This is a genomic window from Citrobacter sp. R-1.5.2, from assembly GCF_035064245.1.
Taxonomy (GTDB): domain Bacteria; phylum Pseudomonadota; class Gammaproteobacteria; order Enterobacterales; family Enterobacteriaceae; genus Citrobacter.
This window is the reverse complement of record NZ_JASEYC010000002.1, coordinates 62,791-80,492: the sequence shown is the minus strand read 5'-3', so window position 1 is coordinate 80,492 and position 17,702 is coordinate 62,791. Positions and strand designations below refer to the sequence as shown.

The window sequence follows — 17,702 nt, the reverse complement described above, 5'->3', positions numbered from 1 at the left end:
CTCAGGCGCCCAGTAAGCGGATCATTTCAGCTTCATCGATAACGATAATGCCCAACTCCTGCGCTTTTGCCAGCTTCGAGCCTGCCGCTTCGCCGGCAATAACCAGATCGGTTTTCTTCGACACGCTACCGGCCACTTTTGCCCCCAGCTCGGTCAGTCGCGCTTTGGCGTCATCGCGTGACATCAGGCTCAGGCTCCCGGTCAGCACCACCGTTTTGCCCGCGAAGGGGCTGTCGATTTCTTCAGCGTTGATTACCACCGGCGCTGGCCAGTGAATACCCTGCGCCAGCAACTGCACGATCACCTCGCGGTTGCTCTCTTCGGCAAAGAAGTTAAACACGTGAGTAGCCACCACAATGCCGACATCCGGTACTTTTTGCAGCTCTTCAATAGAGGCCGCCTCCAGCGCATCCAGCGTACCGAAATGCGCCGCCAGGCCAGCCGCCGTTGCTTCACCGACTTCACGAATGCCCAGCGCATACAGGAAACGGGCAAAGGTGGTTTCTTTCGCTTTTTCCAGCGCGTTCACCACGTTTTGCGCCGATTTCGGTCCCATGCGATCAAGACCGGTCAGCTTACCTGCGGTCAGCGTGAACAAATCCGCTGGTGTGTGCACGTACTCTTTCTCGACCAGTTGATCGATAATTTTGTCGCCCATACCGTCAACATCCAGCGCACGACGGGAAACGAAGTGTTTGAGCGACTCTTTACGCTGCGCACCACAGATTAAACCGCCCGTGCAGCGAGTAACGGCTTCGCCTTCCACACGCTCAACGTCAGAGTTGCATACCGGACAATGAGTGGGGAACTCGATTTCGCGCGTATCGTCCGGGCGTTCGGAAAGCACGACGTTCACTACCTGCGGGATGACATCGCCCGCACGACGAATAACGACTTTGTCGCCAATGCGTAACCCCAAACGCTCGATTTCATCAGCATTATGCAACGTCGCATTACTGACCAACACGCCAGCCACTTGCACCGGCTCGAGGCGGGCGACGGGCGTAATCGCGCCGGTACGCCCGACCTGAAACTCAACATCGCGAACAAAAGTCATCTGTTCCTGCGCCGGAAACTTAAAGGCTACCGCCCAGCGCGGTGCACGGGCAACAAAGCCCAGTTGCTCCTGCAGCGCCATGGAGTTGACTTTGATAACCACGCCGTCGATATCGAATCCCAACGTTGGGCGGTCTTCTTCAACCTGATGATAGTAAGCGAGTACTTCCTGCGGAGAGTCGCACAACGTTACCCTGTTGCTGACCGGTAGGCCCCACGCTTTAAACTGCAGCAAGCGCCCCAAATGCGTATCGGGCAGTTCGCCGCCTTCCAGCACGCCGACGCCATAGCAGAAGAAAGTAAGCGGTCGCTTCGCGGTGATACGCGGATCGAGCTGGCGTAATGATCCTGCCGCCGCATTACGCGGGTTAGCAAACACTTTGTTGCCCGTGCGGCGGGCTTCTTCGTTAATTTTTTCAAACCCGGCCTGCGGCAAAAACACTTCGCCGCGCACTTCCAGACGTGCCGGAATATTATCGCCACGCAGTTTTAACGGGATCGCGCGAATGGTGCGCACGTTCGAGGTAATGTCCTCGCCAGTCGTACCATCACCACGTGTTGCCGCGCTGACCAGTACACCGTTCTCATACAGGATACTGACCGCCAGACCATCCAGCTTCAGCTCACAGCACCATGTCAGCTTATCCGTGCTCTTCAGTCTGTCCTGAACGCGCTTATTGAAGGCGAGAAAACTCTCTTCATCAAACACGTTATCCAGCGACAGCATCGGCACTTCATGACGGATCTGGCTGAACGCCGCCAGAGGTGCGGCACCTACGCGCTGGGTGGGTGAATCGGGCGTGACAAGTTCAGGATGCTGCGCTTCCAGTTCACGCAGTTCGCGCATCAGGCGATCATATTCCGCATCAGGAATTTCCGGCGCGTCCATCACATGGTAGAGATGCTCATGATGGCGAAGCGTGGTTCGCAGTTCTGTCAGTTGTTGTTCGATTGATTCCATATCGCACCATCAATGATAAAAAACCCCCGACAGGCGGGGGTTCAGAAAGGAGAGGTCACGCCAGAGGAAAATCAGGCGTGAGATTCTTTAACTTCGCGGATGCGGTCCTGATACTCACGCAGTTTCTGCGGCGTCATCATACGACGTTGATCGTCGAGCACCACACCACCCACTTCATCGGCAATGTGTTGTGCGGACTGCAGCATCAGCTTGAAGTTTTGCAGTTCGTCGCCATAGGACGGAACCTGCATAAAGATAGTAACGCCCGGCGTGCTGAAATCGCCGGTCATCTCAGGGTCAAACGTCCCTGGGTTCACCATATTGGCAAGACTGAACAGCGACGAGCCACTCCCATCCGGGCTGAGATGACGATGGAAAATATTCATATCGCCAAATTTAAAACCAGCCTGCTGAATGCTGTTGAGCAACACCTCACCGTTGAGCTCGCTGCCATGATGCGCCGCGACGTTCATAATGATGACCGCTTCTTTACGCTGCGGTTTTTCAGCAACAGGCGCTTCTTCAACAACCGGTTCAGGCTGCGGTTGCGGTTCAACAACAGGCTCTACTGGCTGGAAGGTCTGCGGTGCAGGTTGTGGCGCTTGCTGCACGGGTTGCTGTACCTGTGGAGCCGCTGGCTGAGGTTGCATCGGTTGCTGCTGTACCGGCTGATGTTGCACCGGTTGTGGCTGTTGTACTGGCTGCTGCGGATGCTGGGCATGCGGCTGCGGTACCTGTGGCGCCTGAGTGGGCTGCTGCGCGTGTTGACGCGGCTGAGCAGACGCATAAGGCGGCTGGTACTGGTGTTGCGGCGACTGAGGAGGAACACCATGTTCCTGAGCGCTGCCGGGAGCATGATTCACACGATGCACGCGGACTTCGCCCACGCCTTCATCTTCCTCGACGTTGTCGTCGTAGGAATCCTCGTCATCACGTTTAGACTTCATGCGTTTCAGTGGGCGATCGCGGAATATAGAAGACCGTTCTTTACGGCTAGTCCAGAAACCATGTACCAGTAAAGCGATTATGGCGATCGCGCCAACAATGATTAATATCAGACGCAAATCCTGCATCATTATATTCTCTGTTGTTCTAACACCTTGCCACCACGGCAAACATTTACTCACTAAGAGTATTTGCCGATTACGCCAAGTGCAAGTGCACTCTTGGCTTTCACGGCATAAAGATGAATAAAAACGTGCTTTTTGCTGTTTTTTCGAACATTTCTGAACAGCCTAACGCTCAACAACCCGGTAAGATACGCAAAGTTTACCAGAGCTTATATAACAAGGAGTATGTCCTGACCATGGTTTCATCATCTGCAGTTGTACCTCGCAGCGGTTTTTATTACTTTTCTCAGGGATGGAAACTCATCACTCAACCGGGAATTCGTCGCTTTGTTATCCTGCCTTTACTGGTGAATATTTTGCTGATGGGCGGCGCATTCTGGTGGCTGTTTACGCAACTGGACAGTTGGATCCCCGCGCTGATGAGCCACGTCCCGAACTGGCTACAGTGGCTTAGCTATTTGCTATGGCCGATTGTGACTGTCTCCGTGCTACTGGTGTTTGGCTACCTGTTCTCCACCATCGCCAACTGGATTGCCGCACCGTTTAACGGCTTGTTGGCAGAACAACTCGAAGCCCGCCTGACGGGTGCGACGCCGCCTGACACTGGCGTTCTTGGCATCATGAAAGATGTGCCGCGTATTATGAAGCGTGAGTGGCAAAAGCTGGCGTGGTATCTCCCGCGCGCCTTTGTGTTACTGCTCCTCTATTTTATCCCCGGTGTGGGGCAGACCGTCGCACCAGTGCTGTGGTTCCTGTTCAGTGCGTGGATGCTGGCCATTCAATATTGTGATTATCCATTCGACAACCACAAAGTGCCCTTTAAAGAGATGCGTATCGCCCTGCGCACACGCAAAGTCACCAACATGCAGTTTGGTGCGCTAACCAGTCTGTTTACGATGATCCCGGTGCTCAATCTGTTCATCATGCCGGTTGCGGTTTGTGGTGCCACGGCGATGTGGGTAGACTGCTACCGTGCTAAACACGCGTTATGGAAGTAATGCAAAAATGTGTAAAACAGGGATGGCTTATGCCGTCCCTTATTCCATACTGACGTCGAATATTTCCTTTATGAATATAGATATGCTAAATCCTTACTTCCCCATACTTTCTCAACAGGTATGCTGAAGCGGTATCCCAATTTCATACAGTTAAGGACAGGCCATGAGTAAGATTTTTGAAGACAACTCGCTGACTATCGGTCATACGCCGCTGGTTCGACTGAACCGTATCGGTAACGGACGCATTCTGGCGAAGGTGGAGTCACGTAACCCGAGCTTCAGCGTCAAATGCCGTATTGGTGCCAATATGATTTGGGATGCCGAAAAACGTGGTGTACTGAAGCCGGGCGTTGAGTTGGTCGAACCGACCAGCGGTAACACCGGGATCGCGCTGGCCTACGTTGCTGCCGCCCGTGGTTACAAACTCACCCTGACGATGCCAGAAACCATGAGCATTGAGCGTCGCAAGTTGCTGAAGGCATTGGGTGCAAACCTGGTGCTTACCGAAGGCGCGAAAGGCATGAAGGGCGCGATTCAAAAGGCGGAAGAGATTGTTGCCAGCGACCCAGAAAAATTCCTGCTGCTTCAGCAATTCAGCAATCCGGCTAACCCGGAAATCCACGAGAAAACCACCGGACCGGAAATCTGGGAAGATACCGACGGTCAGGTTGATGTGTTTATCTCTGGCGTCGGTACCGGCGGTACGCTGACCGGGGTGACCCGCTACATTAAAGGGACCAAGGGCAAAACGGACCTCATCACCGTTGCCGTTGAGCCGACAGACTCGCCGGTTATCGCCCAGGCACTGGCGGGTGAAGAGCTGAAACCGGGTCCGCACAAAATTCAGGGCATTGGCGCAGGCTTCATTCCGGGTAACCTTGACCTGAAGCTTATCGATAAAGTGGTTGCCATCACCAATGATGAAGCTATTTCCACGGCGCGCCGCCTGATGGAAGAAGAAGGCATTCTGGCGGGTATCTCTTCAGGTGCTGCGGTTGCTGCTGCGCTTAAGCTCCAGGAAGATGAAACCTTTACCAATAAGAATATAGTGGTTATTCTACCGTCATCGGGTGAGCGTTATCTGAGCACAGCACTGTTTGCCGATCTCTTCACTGAGAAAGAACTGCAACAGTAATGCCAGCATGTTAAATACGCGTAAAAAAGCACCCTTTTGGGTGCTTTTTTGTGGCCTGCTTCAAAGTTTCAACCCACCTGGCATTGATTCAGCCCGCCGGAACTGGTATTTAACCAAACTAATTATTTTGATGCGCGAAATTAATCGTTACAGGAAAAGCGCTAGCTGAATCGATTTTATGATTTGGTTCAACTCTTCCTTTCGCGGCATAATGTTTAATGACGAACGAAACGTCAGCGGCAAGAAGTTGCCAGCAACGGATTGCACCGAACTCCTTTTGTGTCGCGTCCTGTTTACGTCGACGCTAACAATACAGGCTAAAGTTGAACCGCCAGGCTAGACTTTAGTTCCACAACACTAAACCTATAAGTTGGGGAAATATAATGTTCCAGCAAGAAGTTACCATTACCGCTCCGAACGGTCTGCATACTCGCCCTGCTGCTCAGTTTGTTAAAGAAGCAAAAGGCTTTACGTCTGAAATCACTGTGACTTCCAACGGCAAAAGCGCTAGCGCAAAAAGCCTGTTTAAGCTGCAGACTCTGGGCCTGACTCAGGGCACCGTTGTTACCCTTTCCGCAGAAGGCGAAGACGAGCAGAAAGCAGTTGAGCATCTGGTTAAACTGATGGCTGAACTCGAGTAAGTTCAACGAGTTCTTTTAAATATCAGTCACAAGTAAGGTAGGGTTATGATTTCAGGCATTTTAGCATCCCCGGGTATCGCTTTCGGCAAGGCACTGCTGCTGAAAGAAGACGAAATCGTCATTGACCGGAAAAAAATTTCTGCCGACAAGGTTGATCAGGAAGTTGAACGTTTTCTGAGCGGTCGTGCCAAGGCATCTGCGCAACTGGAAGCGATCAAAACCAAAGCTGGTGAAACATTCGGTGAAGAAAAAGAAGCCATCTTTGAAGGGCATATCATGCTGCTCGAAGATGAGGAGCTGGAGCAGGAAATCATAGCCCTGATTAAAGATAAGCACATGACGGCTGACGCAGCTGCGCATGAGATTATCGAAGGTCAGGCCACAGCCCTGGAAGAGCTGGATGATGAATACCTGAAAGAACGTGCGGCTGACGTACGTGACATCGGTAAACGCCTGCTGCGTAACATCCTGGGTCTGGCAATTATCGACCTGAGCGCTATCCAGGAAGAAGTTATCCTGGTTGCCGCTGACTTGACCCCGTCAGAAACCGCACAGTTGAACCTCGAGAAGGTGCTGGGTTTCATCACTGACGCAGGTGGACGTACCTCTCATACCTCAATCATGGCGCGTTCTTTGGAACTGCCTGCCATCGTAGGTACCGGTAGCGTCACCTCTCAGGTGAAAAACGACGACTATCTGATTCTGGATGCCGTAAACAATCAGGTTTACGTCAACCCAACTAACGACGTTATCGAACAACTGCGTGCCGTTCAGGAGCAAGTTGCTACCGAGAAAGCGGAACTCGCTAAGCTGAAAGATCTGCCCGCTATCACGCTGGACGGTCACCAGGTTGAAGTGTGTGCCAACATCGGTACCGTTCGTGACGTTGAAGGCGCTGAGCGTAACGGCGCTGAAGGCGTGGGTCTGTATCGTACCGAATTCCTGTTCATGGACCGTGAATCGCTGCCGACTGAAGAAGAACAGTTTGCTGCGTATAAAGCCGTTGCTGAAGCGTGTGGCTCTCAGGCGGTTATCGTACGTACCATGGACATCGGCGGCGATAAAGAACTGCCGTACATGAATTTCCCGAAAGAAGAGAACCCGTTCCTGGGCTGGCGTGCCGTGCGTATCGCGATGGATCGTAAAGAGATCCTGCGTGACCAGGTTCGCGCTATCCTGCGTGCCTCTGCTTTCGGCAAACTGCGCATCATGTTCCCGATGATTATCTCTGTTGAAGAAGTGCGCGCACTGCGCAAAGAGATCGAAATCTACAAACAGGAACTGCGCGACGAAGGTAAAGCATTTGACGAAAGCATTGAGATTGGCGTGATGGTGGAAACACCGGCTGCGGCAACAATTGCACGTCATTTAGCCAAAGAAGTTGATTTCTTTAGTATCGGCACCAATGATTTAACGCAGTACACCCTGGCAGTTGACCGTGGTAATGATATGATTTCACACCTTTACCAACCGATGTCGCCATCTGTTCTGACGCTGATCAAGCAAGTTATTGATGCTTCTCATGCTGAAGGCAAATGGACCGGCATGTGTGGTGAGCTTGCAGGCGACGAACGTGCTACACTTCTGTTGCTGGGGATGGGTCTGGACGAATTCTCTATGAGCGCCATTTCTATCCCGCGCATTAAGAAGATTATCCGTAACACGAACTTCGAAGATGCGAAGGTGTTAGCAGAGCAGGCTCTTGCTCAACCGACAACGGACGAGTTAATAACGCTGGTTAACAAGTTCATTGAAGAAAAAACAATCTGCTAATCCACGAGATGCGGCCCAATTTACTGCTTAGGAGAAGATCATGGGTTTGTTCGATAAACTGAAATCTCTGGTTTCTGATGATAAGAAAGACACCGGAACTATTGAGATTGTTGCTCCGCTCTCTGGCGAGATCGTCAACATCGAAGACGTGCCGGATGTAGTTTTTGCTGAAAAAATCGTTGGTGATGGTATTGCTATCAAGCCAACCGGTAACAAAATGGTTGCCCCTGTTGATGGCACCATCGGCAAAATCTTTGAAACCAACCATGCGTTCTCTATCGAATCTGATAGCGGCATTGAGCTGTTTGTTCACTTCGGTATTGATACCGTTGAACTGAAAGGCGAAGGCTTCAAGCGTATCGCTGAAGAAGGCCAGCGTGTGAAAGTGGGCGACCCGGTTATTGAATTCGATCTGCCACTGCTGGAAGAGAAAGCCAAGTCTACCCTGACTCCGGTTGTTATCTCCAACATGGACGAAATCAAAGAACTGATCAAACTGTCCGGTAGCGTGACCGTGGGTGAAACTCCGGTTATCCGCATCAAGAAGTAATTCTTGCCGCAGGGAAGAATGGCGCCAGATGGCGCCATTTTTTTATCTAACGGACGTCAAAACCTGCCGGATGGTGCTACGCTTCTCCGGCCTACGAAAAACGCCGTAACGTAGGCCAGGTCAGGCGTATGTGCCGCCATCAGCATTAAATTTGTGAAGTAACCGGCCGGTAACACGCCTCGCGCATCAGGATTTTCATACCTTCCGGCCCGCTTTCCAGCATCCGCCGTTCCGAATCCGCCACTAGCAGTTCACAATCATAGCCACCGGCAATCCCAAACATGGCGCGCGCCACACAGATATCTTCCAGCGCCTCTGTTCCGCTGGTATCAAAATGTCCAACGATGCGTCCATGCTGACTAACCACCAGTCGATAACTCTTCATTGCGCCTCCCCTGCCGGTGGCAGAATTAACTCATCACAACCGCACAAGTGTGTCCATGTCATCACTTCCAGCACGCGCTGTGCAGCGTCGTGCGTGGCAGCAGTAAGTGGTTTTCCCAGCACGATACCGCTCACCAGTTCAGCGCAGAACAGATCGCCAGTCCCTTTCAGGTCCGTTTTCACCCGCGGATGGGCTAGCACCTCAACCGTTTCAGCCGTCACAATAGCAACCTGAATGACCTCCTCGGTTTCTCCCGGAGCGCTGGTGATTACCACCCATTTCAGCGTATCGGTGAGCAGCGATTTGGCTGCCGATATCGCTTCATCCAGCGTGCGGCACGGTTTACCGCTCAACATCTGCAGCTCAAACACGTTTGGCGTCAGTCCCTGTGCCAGCGGTAGCAGATGTTTGCGATACGCCTCCGGTATTTCGGCCTTTACGTACATGCCGCTGTCCGTATCCCCAATCACCGGATCAACCAGAATACACAGATCCGGGTGGGTAGCCCGCACGGTCTCCAGCCACTGTGCCAGCAGAGCGATTTGTTCCGCACTGCCCATATACCCCGTGGTCACCGCTTTTAGCTCACGTAACGTATCGCGTTCATTTAAGGCGCGAAGATAGCCGCTAAACCAGTCGGCCGGGATAACACCGCCATAAAAAGTCTCATAATGCGGTGTATTGCTGAACAGTACCGTTGGGATCGCGGTGACGCGTAATCCCTGCGCTTTGATGGCCGGGACGGCGATACTGTTACCTACGCTGCCATACACCACCTGTGACTGGACGGCGACGATATCGGTTTGTAGCGCCCGATGCTTGTCGTCGAAGAGCACTGACTGTATTTCACTCTCCTGCTGCATAAACTTCTCCTCTCGCTGGACAGCGGGCTATCGCCTCACTATTATCGTCATATGCTAAAATTCATTTTGTCATAGGTCAATAATGATCGACGGAAAAACCGCTAACGAAATTTTTGACAGTATTCGTCAACATGTCGCTACAGGCACCCTCGCCTCAGGCGAAACGCTTCCGCCAGTGCGCGAGCTGGCGACGACATTGAACGTCAACCGCAATACTGTCGCGGCGGCTTATAAACGACTGGTCACCTCCGGGCTGGCACTCAGTCTTGGGAGAAACGGGACGGTAATAAAAGGAATTTCCTCCCCTATCGCGCTGGAGGGAGGGAACCCGAATACCCCGCTTACCGACCTTTCCGGTGGTAACCCTGCGCCGACTTGTCTCCCCGATCTCAGTCGTTATTTCGCGCAAATAAATAAGAATCCACGTCTGTATGGCGATGCCGTCGTATCGCCTGAGCTTAAAACCTGGGCCACACGCTGGATGCAGGATGCCCTCCCTGGCGTGGGAGAAATTGATATCACCAGCGGTGCTATTGACGCTATTGAACGACTACTGTGCGCCCATTTATTGCCGGGCGATAGCGTCGCGGTAGAAGATCCCTGCTTTTTAAGTAGTATCAATATGTTGCGTTATGCGGGATTCTCAGCGAGCCCGGTCACCGTAGACAACGAAGGCATGCAACCCGACATGCTGGAGGCGGCGTTACAAAGAGGGGCGCGGGCAGTGATCCTGACGCCGCGGGCCCACAACCCGACGGGATGTAGCCTGAGCGCCGCACGCGCCGCCCAGTTACAAAAAATCCTGGCCCGCTATCCGCAGGTGCTGGTGATTGTCGACGACCACTTTGCACTGCTGTCCGCATGCCGTTGGCACCCGGTGATTGCCGCGCAAACCACACACTGGGCAGTCGTCCGTTCAATGTCGAAAACATTAGGCCCGGATTTACGCCTTGCCATCGTTGCCAGCGATCCGGTCACTTCAGCAAAACTGCGGTTACGACTCAACGCCGGCAGTCAGTGGGTCAGCCATCTGCTTCAGGATTTGGCCTGCGCCTGCCTGAGTGACGAGGAGTATCAACGTAAGCTGGTCCAGACTCAGCGGTTTTACGCAACACAGCAGCAAAAACTGACCACCGCTCTCAGAGGATATGGCATTGATCTACCCGTCGGTGATGGTCTGAATCTGTGGCTGCCTCTGACGCATCACAGTCAATCACTTGCTTTTGCCCTGGCAAAATCCGGTTGGCTGGTACGCGAAGGTGAGGTGTTTGGTGTGAATACACCATCGCACGGTCTGCGCATTACGCTGTCGACCTTGAACGACAGCGATATTCATAAGCTGGCGGCTGATATTCATCAGGCGCAAAAGCGCTAACAGGAGAGAAAAAGTGCGAGTTCATTTTGTTATTCATGAGTCTTTTGAATCTGCTGGCGCGTATCTGCCGTGGGCAGAATAGCGTGGCTATACCATCACCTAGTCACGGGTTTACGCCGGAGAATCGGTTCCCGCCAATGCTGATGGGTTCGATATGCTGGTCGTCTTTGGTGGCCCGCAGTCTCCACGCACCACGCTGGCAGAGTGTCCGTATTTTGACTCTCAGGCCGAACAGCATCTGATCAATCAGGCGATTTCAGCACGCAAAATTGTGGTGGGGATCTGCTTAGGTTCACAGCTGATTGGCGAGGCGCTGGGCGCGAAGGTATGTCAAAGCCCGGAAAAAGAGATTGGTCATTATCCCATCACACTGACTGAAGCAGGTAAAGCGCACCCGCTGATCGCCCACTTTGGATCGCCGCTGATGGTCGGTCACTGGCACAACGATATGCCTGGATTAACCGATCAGGCGACAATTCTGGCGACAAGTGAAGGCTGTCCGAGACAAATCGTGCAATACGGTAATTTTATCTATGGCTTCCAGTGTCATATGGAATTCACCGCCGAGGCAATCGAGGGGCTGATTCAGCATTCGGAACAAGAGTTAGCAGAGGCCAGAGGAAAACGCTTTATCCGCTCTGTTGCTGAAATGCGCGAATGGGATTATCAGCAGATGAATGAAAAACTGTGGCAGTTCCTGGATAAACTGGTAGAGAACCGTAACGATTAATCATTGAAAGCCGGATAAAACACGCAACGTCTTATCCGGCGATCGTGTCGTGTGTTTGCCTGATGGCGCTACGCTTATCAGGCAAACAAATTAAATCCCTGCGCCCTGATTGAAGTGCTCTTCACCAAAAACGCCGGTCGAAAGGTAGCGATCGCCGCGATCGCAGATGATCGCCACCACCACAGCGCCGGGTGTAGCACGCGCCACGCGTAACGCCCCCGCCACCGCGCCGCCAGAACTGACACCGCAGAAAATGCCTTCACGAACCGCCAGCTCACGCATGGTGTTTTCTGCATCATTCTGATGAATATCCAGCACCTCATCCACCAGCGAGGCGTTAAAAATGCCCGGCATATACTCCGCAGGCCAGCGGCGGATTCCCGGAATACTGCTGCCCTCTTCCGGCTGCAGACCGACAATCGTCACCGGTTTAGCCTGTTCACGCAGAAAACGAGATACGCCGGTAATGGTGCCGGTCGTGCCCATGCTGGAGACGAAATGGGTAATGCGTCCGGACGTTTGCTGCCAGATTTCCGGGCCGGTTGTGGTGTAATGCGCATACGGGTTATCAGGATTGTTAAACTGATCGAGCAACTTACCTTCGCCACGTTGGGCCATTTCCAGTGCTAAGTCACGCGCCCCTTCCATGCCCTGCTCTTTGGTCACCAGTATCAGTTCAGCCCCGTAAGCCCGCATCGCCGCACGTCGCTCCTGACTCATGTTGTCAGGCATAAGCAGCTTCATGCGATAACCTTTCAGCGCGGCGATCATCGCCAGCGCGATGCCGGTATTCCCGCTGGTTGCTTCAATCAGTACATCGCCCGGCTTAATTTCTCCGCGTTTCTCCGCTTCGACAATCATCGACAGCGCAGCCCTGTCTTTCACCGATCCCGCGGGATTATTCCCTTCCAGTTTGACCCAAATTTCACTGCCGTTTTCCGGCGCAAGACGCTGCAGTTTAACCAGAGGCGTATTGCCAATCGTTTGTTCTAATGTGTTCACGTTTTCAGCTCAATAAAATGCCGGGTGGCGCTACGCTTACCCGGCCTACAGGTCATGCTTTAGCCCGTAGGCCCGGTAAGCGCAGCGCCACCGGGGAATAACTATGCGAATTAACCTATCAGGCCGATTGCGCCAGGGCAAGTTCCGCTTCACGCGTTTCAATGCGCTGGTCACCGTTGTACAGACGTGCATTTTGCAGCCCAACAAACAGGCGTTCGCCACGAGCAGGGGAATCGTCTCCCTGCATGACCACTGTCAGCGGTTCGTTATACCACCCCAGTGGTTGCACAACTAATTGGGTGTAGTGACCTTTCGGGCTGGCTTCCAGCACCTGTACCGGCAACGGGGAATCCAGGCTGGTACGACGGCTCACATCCACTTCCCACGGACGCAGGAACAGATCAACCGGCCCTTGATACGCTGGCGTATAGCCCAATGGCCAACGGTGTGCGCCAACATGGAACTGTCCGCCACGAATCGTCCCCTGCAGGCGGTTAACCTCACCCATAAATTCCAGTACAAAGCGGGTTGCCGGTTCACGCCAGACCTGGTCCGGCGCATCGGCTTGTTCAATATGTCCCTGGCTCATTACCACCACGCGATCGGCCACTTCCGTCGCCTCTTCCTGATCGTGGGTAACAAACACGCTGGTAAATTTCAGTTCTTCGTGCAACTGACGCAACCAACGACGCAACTCTTTACGCACCTGAGCATCAAGTGCACCAAACGGCTCATCGAGTAGCAGGATCTGCGGTTCCACCGCTAACGCTCGTGCCAGCGCCACACGCTGTTTTTGCCCGCCGGAAAGCTGCGCCGGAAAACGATCCGCCAGATGGGCAAGCTGCACCATCTCCAGCAATTTGGTGACTTTCGCCTTAATGGCCGCCGCGTTTGGACGCTCGCGACGCGGTAAGACCGTCAGCCCAAAGGCGATATTGTCGAAAACGGTCATATGGCGAAACAGCGCATAATGCTGAAAGACGAAGCCAACTTTACGATCACGCGCATGTAAGCGACTGACGTCAGTACCATGAAAGCGAATATGCCCGCTGGACTGATGCTCCAGCCCGGCAATAATTCGCAGCAGCGTGGTTTTACCCGAACCGGAGGGTCCCAGCAGCGCGACCATCTGACCTGAAGGAATATCCAGCGAGATATCGTTCAGCACCTGGGTGCGACCAAAAGACTTCTTAATATTGGCAATCTCAATGCTCATGATTTTCCTCCTGCTGCGCGCGTTTTTCCTGGTTCTCCAGGCGCCATTGCAGCATGCTCTTCAAAAACAGGGTAATAATCGCCATCAGCGTTAACAACGCCGCTGCGGTAAAGGAGCCGACAGTGTTGTAATCCTGCTCCAGTAATTCAATCTGCAATGGCAATGACAAGGTTTCGCCGCGAATCGAACCAGACACCACCGACACCGCACCAAACTCACCAATCGCACGGGCATTGGTCAACACCACACCGTACAGCAATGCCCAACGGATATTCGGTAACGTCACGCGACGGAACATCTGCCAGCCGGACGCGCCAAGCAGCACAGCCGCTTCATCTTCATTACTGCCCTGGCTTAACATCACCGGCACCAGTTCGCGCACCACAAACGGACAGGTTACAAAGACCGTAACCAGCACCATGCCTGGCCAGGCAAACATGATTTGCAGGTTATGTTCATCCAGCCAACCGCCGAGTGGGCCGTTAGAGCCGTAAAACAGCAGATAGACCAGACCGGCGACCACCGGCGAGACAGCAAACGGAATATCCAGTAGCGTCAGCAACAGCTGGCGGCCTGGAAAGTTAAAGCGGGTCACCAGCCAGGCCAGCAAGACACCAAACACCAGGTTCACCGGCACTGCGATCAGTGCAATCAACACCGTAAGCCAGATGGCATGCAGCATGTCCGGGTTAGCCAGATTCTGTAATACCGGCAGTAACCCCTTACTGAATGCCTGCACGAAGATATAGATCATCGGCACCAGCAAAATAAACGCGGACACCAGCATGCCCGTGCCAATCAGAAACCATTTACCCCAGTTGATGCGGGGCGCCCCATAGTGTTTCAATTGGGTAATGTCTGCCATCAGTGACCTACCACGCGTCGACCAAAGCGACTCTGCAGGGTGTTAATCGAAAACAGCAGCAACAACGAAGCCCCAAGGATTACTGACGCAATCGCACTAGCGGCTGGGTAGTCAAACTCCTGCAAGCGAACAAAAATCATCAGTGAGGTGACTTCCGTTTTCCACGCAATATTCCCGGCGATAAAGATAACTGCGCCAAATTCGCCTAAACTACGGGTGAACGACAGCGCCACGCCCGCCACCAGCGCAGGAGACAGCTCCGGCAGCACCACTTTGCGGAAACTCTGCCAACGCGTAGCACCCAGCGTCTCCGCCGCTTCTTCATACTCCGGACCTAACTCTTCCAGCACCGGCTGTACGGTACGTACCACAAACGGAATGCTGGTAAAGGCCATTGCCACCGCGATACCCAGCCAGGTGTAAGTGACCTTAATATCCAGTTTCGCCAGCCATTCGCCGTAGAAACCGTTGACCGAAAACAGTGACGCCAGCGTCAGACCCGCTACCGCCGTAGGCAGCGCAAACGGCAGGTCCATCAGCGCATCCAGCAGCGTGCGGCCCGGAAAACGATAGCGGGTTAAGATCCACGCCATCAACAGACCAAACACGCCGTTAAAAATCGACGCCACAAATGCTGACAGCAGCGTGACTTTATAGGCCGCCACGACCTGCGGGTTAGTGATCACATCCCAATATTGCGCCCAGCTCATTTGCGCCAGTTGCATTACCAGCGCACTAAGCGGTAACAGCAATATCAGGCACACAAACAGTAAGCTGGTACCCAGACTTAAGGTAAAGCCGGGCAGCACGCGTCGGGAAGAAACAGCAAACATTTACTTGCGCCCCGCCGCCAACAGTTTGTCCAGCTCACCGCCGCTGACAAAGTGTGTTTTCATCACTTCAGGCCAGGAGCCGAACTTGTCTTCTACGCGGAACAATTCAGTCTGCGGGAATTTATCTTGCAGCTTGTCCATGACCTGTGGGTTATTCACACGGTAGTAATAGTCGGTGATGATGGTTTGTGCCTGCGGGCTGTACAGCCAGTTCAGATAGGCTTTAGCCGCTTTCTCTGTCCCGTTGGCCTGCACATTCTTATCTACCCAGGCAACCGGGAACTCGGCAAGAATATTGGTTTTCGGAATAACAACCTCAAAACCCTGCGCTTCATACTGCTTGCGAATGTTATTCACTTCCGACTCGAAGCTGATCAATACGTCACCGAGCCCGCGCTCGGCAAAAGTGGTGGTCGCGCCACGGCCGCCGGTATCAAACACTTCGACATTTTGCAGGAACTGGGTCATGAACTGTTCGGTTTTGGCTTTATCGCCGCCGTCTGCTTTATCCGCAGCGCCCCACGCCGCTAAATAGGTGTAGCGCGCATTCCCGGACGTTTTCGGGTTAGGGAAGATAAGCTTGACGTCAGAACGAACAAGGTCATTCCAGTCGTGAATATTTTTAGGGTTTCCTTTACGCACCAGGAATCCCATTGTGGAATAGAACGGTGAACTGTTGTTCGGCAGGCGAGTTTGCCAGTCGGCCGGGATCAACTTGCCTTTGTCGTGCAGGATTTGCACGTCGGTCACCTGGTTATAGGTCACCACATCGGCTTTCAGTCCCTGTAAAATCGCCAGCGCCTGTTTTGATGACCCGGCATGAGATTGTTTTATCGTCAGTTTATCGCCGCCGTTATCCTTCGCCCATTGCTGTTCAAACGGGGGATTAAGGGCGGCAAACAGCTCGCGAGACACATCGTATGAGCTGTTCAACAGCTCTGTTGCCTGCGCCTGCCCCACCAGCAACAGCAGCGCCGCCAGCGTCAGGGTTCTTTTTTTCAGTAAGTTAACGGCCATTGCGCACCCTTATAAATTTAATGACTTTCTTATGGTCATCATATTTATAACCGGCACTAAAGGAGTAACGGTTTTATATACCGTTTGATGATTTGAAAGTTGAAAAGAGAATAAGAGCTTATCCCAGTAGGTGTAATTGTTGCAGGCAGTTTGGACACGGACAGCGCGGAAAAACCGGAGCGTACACGAAGTACGTGAGGATTTTGAGCACTGCCCAGGGCCAAACTGGCGAATAAAATAGCCTAATGGGCTAGCTCTAAGGGGTACCTCCTCCCCAGGTTCACCAGGGAGGAGACAGGCATCAATCAGATGCCGACGCTAACGCTTTCCGGCAGTGTGCTGCCGCCATCAATCACGTTTTGCGTGCCAGTTAAGTAGCTGGATTCATCCGACGCCAGGAACGCCGCCAGTTCACCCACTTCAAGCGGGCAGGCCAGACGGCGCATTGGAATCGCTTTCGCCATGTCGACTAAAACCGATTCAGGATCGTCCGGGTTAGACTGACGTGCAATACTTTCCGCCATTGGCGTACGAACGTAGCCTGGGCAAATTGCATTTACACGAATCCCCGATTGCGCGTATTCAACCGCCAGGGACTTAGTTAAGCCGATAATAGCGGCTTTCGACAGCGCATACGCCGTTTCGCCCGGGTCGGCCACCATATCGCCTGTTACCGATGACATCATCACGATGCGCCCGTCTTTGCGCGCAATCATCTCCGGCAGAACGGCCTTCGTCACGTTCCAGACGCCTTTAATGTTGACATCAATGTGGAAGTCGCGATCTTCATCGCTCATTTCAAGGAAGTTGCCAAGGCGACATACGCCGGCATTGTTGACCAGAATGTCGATTTTGCCTTCAATTTTCTTCGCGCGTTTTACCGCTTCCGTGACTGACGCAAAATCTCTGACGTCTGCGTGAACCGCTGTGCAGCGATGCCCGCGCCCAGCCAGTTCATCCGCCAGCTTTTCAATCTCATCGGAGATATCCAGCAGGATTAAGTTCGCGCCATGGCGGGCAAACGTTCTGGCGATCCCCTCGCCAATACCCTGAGATGCGCCCGTAATCAATGCTGTTTTGCCCGTGAGTTTTCCCATTTCAATATTCTCCTTTTGAATATGAAGCCTTCGCTTCATTCACGCAGAAGATACAGCATTAACAAATTCATGCTGAGGAATAGCTCACTAAATCAGGTTAATTTCAGGTAAAAAAAATCCCCGTCGGGCGGGGAT

At 53.0% G+C, this 17,702-nt stretch carries 16 protein-coding genes and 1 pseudogene; 7 read left to right on the top strand and 10 right to left on the bottom strand.

The features are described from left to right. Position 1: 1 nt before the first annotated feature. Together ligA and zipA are read right to left on the bottom strand one after the other, a co-directional pair. Complete coding sequence (gene ligA / locus QMN38_RS04395; protein WP_323604612.1) at positions 2-2,017, bottom strand: NAD-dependent DNA ligase LigA; 2,016 nt, start codon at positions 2,015-2,017, stop codon at positions 2-4. A 71-nt stretch (positions 2,018-2,088) separates the two neighbouring features. Then, positions 2,089-3,093 (bottom strand): cell division protein ZipA, encoded by a 1,005-nt coding sequence (zipA, locus tag QMN38_RS04390; RefSeq protein WP_323604611.1) that lies wholly within the window; start codon positions 3,091-3,093, stop codon positions 2,089-2,091. A 230-nt stretch (positions 3,094-3,323) separates the two neighbouring features. On the opposite strand from zipA, the gene cysZ reads away from it, so the two are divergent. The 5 genes from cysZ to crr all read left to right on the top strand — a co-directional run bounded on the left by cysZ (position 3,324) and on the right by crr (position 8,184). After that, positions 3,324-4,085 carry a sulfate transporter CysZ gene (cysZ, locus tag QMN38_RS04385; protein ID WP_137384721.1) on the top strand — a complete coding sequence of 254 codons (762 nt, stop codon included), beginning with the start codon at positions 3,324-3,326 and terminating at the stop codon, positions 4,083-4,085. Between the two features lie 163 nt (positions 4,086-4,248). Next, complete coding sequence (gene cysK, locus QMN38_RS04380) at positions 4,249-5,220, top strand: cysteine synthase A (RefSeq protein ID WP_003038091.1); 972 nt, start codon at positions 4,249-4,251, stop codon at positions 5,218-5,220. Positions 5,221-5,603: 383 nt separating this feature from the next. Continuing rightward, entirely contained in the window at positions 5,604-5,861 is a 258-nt protein-coding gene (gene ptsH, locus QMN38_RS04375; RefSeq protein ID WP_002913505.1) for a phosphocarrier protein Hpr, read from the top strand. Between the two features lie 45 nt (positions 5,862-5,906). After that, positions 5,907-7,634: a phosphoenolpyruvate-protein phosphotransferase PtsI gene (gene ptsI / locus QMN38_RS04370; RefSeq protein WP_323604610.1), complete on the top strand. Its 1,728-nt coding sequence runs from the start codon at positions 5,907-5,909 to the stop codon at positions 7,632-7,634. A 40-nt stretch (positions 7,635-7,674) separates the two neighbouring features. Then, on the top strand, positions 7,675-8,184 hold the full coding sequence (gene crr / locus QMN38_RS04365; RefSeq protein WP_000522253.1) for a PTS glucose transporter subunit IIA: 510 nt from the start codon (positions 7,675-7,677) through the stop codon (positions 8,182-8,184). 145 nt (positions 8,185-8,329) lie between these two features. Here crr and QMN38_RS04360 read toward each other — a convergent pair whose 3' ends face one another. Together QMN38_RS04360 and pdxK are read right to left on the bottom strand one after the other, a co-directional pair. After that, a complete protein-coding gene (locus tag QMN38_RS04360) occupies positions 8,330-8,569 on the bottom strand; it encodes a cytoplasmic protein (RefSeq protein ID WP_137384723.1) in 240 nt (79 codons plus the stop codon). Further along, positions 8,566-9,432: a pyridoxine/pyridoxal/pyridoxamine kinase gene (pdxK, locus tag QMN38_RS04355; protein ID WP_323604609.1), complete on the bottom strand. Its 867-nt coding sequence runs from the start codon at positions 9,430-9,432 to the stop codon at positions 8,566-8,568. Before pdxK ends, QMN38_RS04360 begins: the two co-directional genes overlap by 4 nt. 82 nt (positions 9,433-9,514) lie before the next feature. Between pdxK and ptsJ the strand changes: the two genes are divergently transcribed. After that, a complete protein-coding gene (ptsJ, locus tag QMN38_RS04350; protein WP_323604608.1) occupies positions 9,515-10,807 on the top strand; it encodes a MocR-like B6 salvage transcription factor PtsJ in 1,293 nt (430 codons plus the stop codon). A 13-nt stretch (positions 10,808-10,820) separates the two neighbouring features. Then, positions 10,821-11,537, top strand: a pseudogene (locus QMN38_RS04345) (type 1 glutamine amidotransferase). Between the two features lie 90 nt (positions 11,538-11,627). On the opposite strand, the gene cysM reads toward QMN38_RS04345, so the two are convergent. The 6 genes from cysM to ucpA form a co-directional block, all read right to left on the bottom strand. Beyond that, a complete protein-coding gene (gene cysM, locus QMN38_RS04340; protein WP_271440188.1) occupies positions 11,628-12,539 on the bottom strand; it encodes a cysteine synthase CysM in 912 nt (303 codons plus the stop codon). Positions 12,540-12,657: 118 nt separating this feature from the next. Next, on the bottom strand, positions 12,658-13,755 hold the full coding sequence (gene cysA / locus QMN38_RS04335) for a sulfate/thiosulfate ABC transporter ATP-binding protein CysA (RefSeq protein WP_137384728.1): 1,098 nt from the start codon (positions 13,753-13,755) through the stop codon (positions 12,658-12,660). Beyond that, positions 13,745-14,620, bottom strand: coding sequence for a sulfate/thiosulfate ABC transporter permease CysW (gene cysW / locus QMN38_RS04330; RefSeq protein ID WP_271440186.1), 876 nt, complete (start codon positions 14,618-14,620; stop codon positions 13,745-13,747). The genes cysA and cysW overlap by 11 nt, the downstream gene beginning before the upstream one ends. Continuing rightward, positions 14,620-15,453 (bottom strand): sulfate/thiosulfate ABC transporter permease CysT, encoded by an 834-nt coding sequence (cysT, locus tag QMN38_RS04325; protein WP_003038061.1) that lies wholly within the window; start codon positions 15,451-15,453, stop codon positions 14,620-14,622. The genes cysW and cysT overlap by 1 nt, the downstream gene beginning before the upstream one ends. Continuing rightward, positions 15,454-16,470 (bottom strand): thiosulfate/sulfate ABC transporter substrate-binding protein CysP, encoded by a 1,017-nt coding sequence (gene cysP / locus QMN38_RS04320; RefSeq protein ID WP_271440185.1) that lies wholly within the window; start codon positions 16,468-16,470, stop codon positions 15,454-15,456. It abuts the gene before it with no gap. Positions 16,471-16,775: 305 nt separating this feature from the next. Further along, on the bottom strand, positions 16,776-17,567 hold the full coding sequence (ucpA, locus tag QMN38_RS04315) for an SDR family oxidoreductase UcpA (RefSeq protein ID WP_271440184.1): 792 nt from the start codon (positions 17,565-17,567) through the stop codon (positions 16,776-16,778). Between the last annotated feature and the right edge of the window lie 135 nt (positions 17,568-17,702).

Bases quoted from the DNA above. Each gene is read 5' to 3' on its own strand.
- QMN38_RS04360 (WP_137384723.1), bottom strand. From the start codon at position 8,569: ATGAAGAGTTATCGACTGGTGGTTAGTCAGCATGGACGCATCGTTGGA.
- cysW (WP_271440186.1), bottom strand. From the start codon at position 14,620: ATGGCAGACATTACCCAATTGAAACACTATGGGGCGCCCCGCATCAAC.
- pdxK (WP_323604609.1), bottom strand. From the start codon at position 9,432: ATGCAGCAGGAGAGTGAAATACAGTCAGTGCTCTTCGACGACAAGCAT.
- ligA (WP_323604612.1), bottom strand. From the start codon at position 2,017: ATGGAATCAATCGAACAACAACTGACAGAACTGCGAACCACGCTTCGC.
- ptsJ (WP_323604608.1), top strand. From the start codon at position 9,515: ATGATCGACGGAAAAACCGCTAACGAAATTTTTGACAGTATTCGTCAA.
- cysP (WP_271440185.1), bottom strand. From the start codon at position 16,470: ATGGCCGTTAACTTACTGAAAAAAAGAACCCTGACGCTGGCGGCGCTG.
- cysZ (WP_137384721.1), top strand. From the start codon at position 3,324: ATGGTTTCATCATCTGCAGTTGTACCTCGCAGCGGTTTTTATTACTTT.
- ptsH (WP_002913505.1), top strand. From the start codon at position 5,604: ATGTTCCAGCAAGAAGTTACCATTACCGCTCCGAACGGTCTGCATACT.
- crr (WP_000522253.1), top strand. From the start codon at position 7,675: ATGGGTTTGTTCGATAAACTGAAATCTCTGGTTTCTGATGATAAGAAA.
- ucpA (WP_271440184.1), bottom strand. From the start codon at position 17,567: ATGGGAAAACTCACGGGCAAAACAGCATTGATTACGGGCGCATCTCAG.
- zipA (WP_323604611.1), bottom strand. From the start codon at position 3,093: ATGATGCAGGATTTGCGTCTGATATTAATCATTGTTGGCGCGATCGCC.
- cysT (WP_003038061.1), bottom strand. From the start codon at position 15,453: ATGTTTGCTGTTTCTTCCCGACGCGTGCTGCCCGGCTTTACCTTAAGT.
- ptsI (WP_323604610.1), top strand. From the start codon at position 5,907: ATGATTTCAGGCATTTTAGCATCCCCGGGTATCGCTTTCGGCAAGGCA.
- cysA (WP_137384728.1), bottom strand. From the start codon at position 13,755: ATGAGCATTGAGATTGCCAATATTAAGAAGTCTTTTGGTCGCACCCAG.
- cysK (WP_003038091.1), top strand. From the start codon at position 4,249: ATGAGTAAGATTTTTGAAGACAACTCGCTGACTATCGGTCATACGCCG.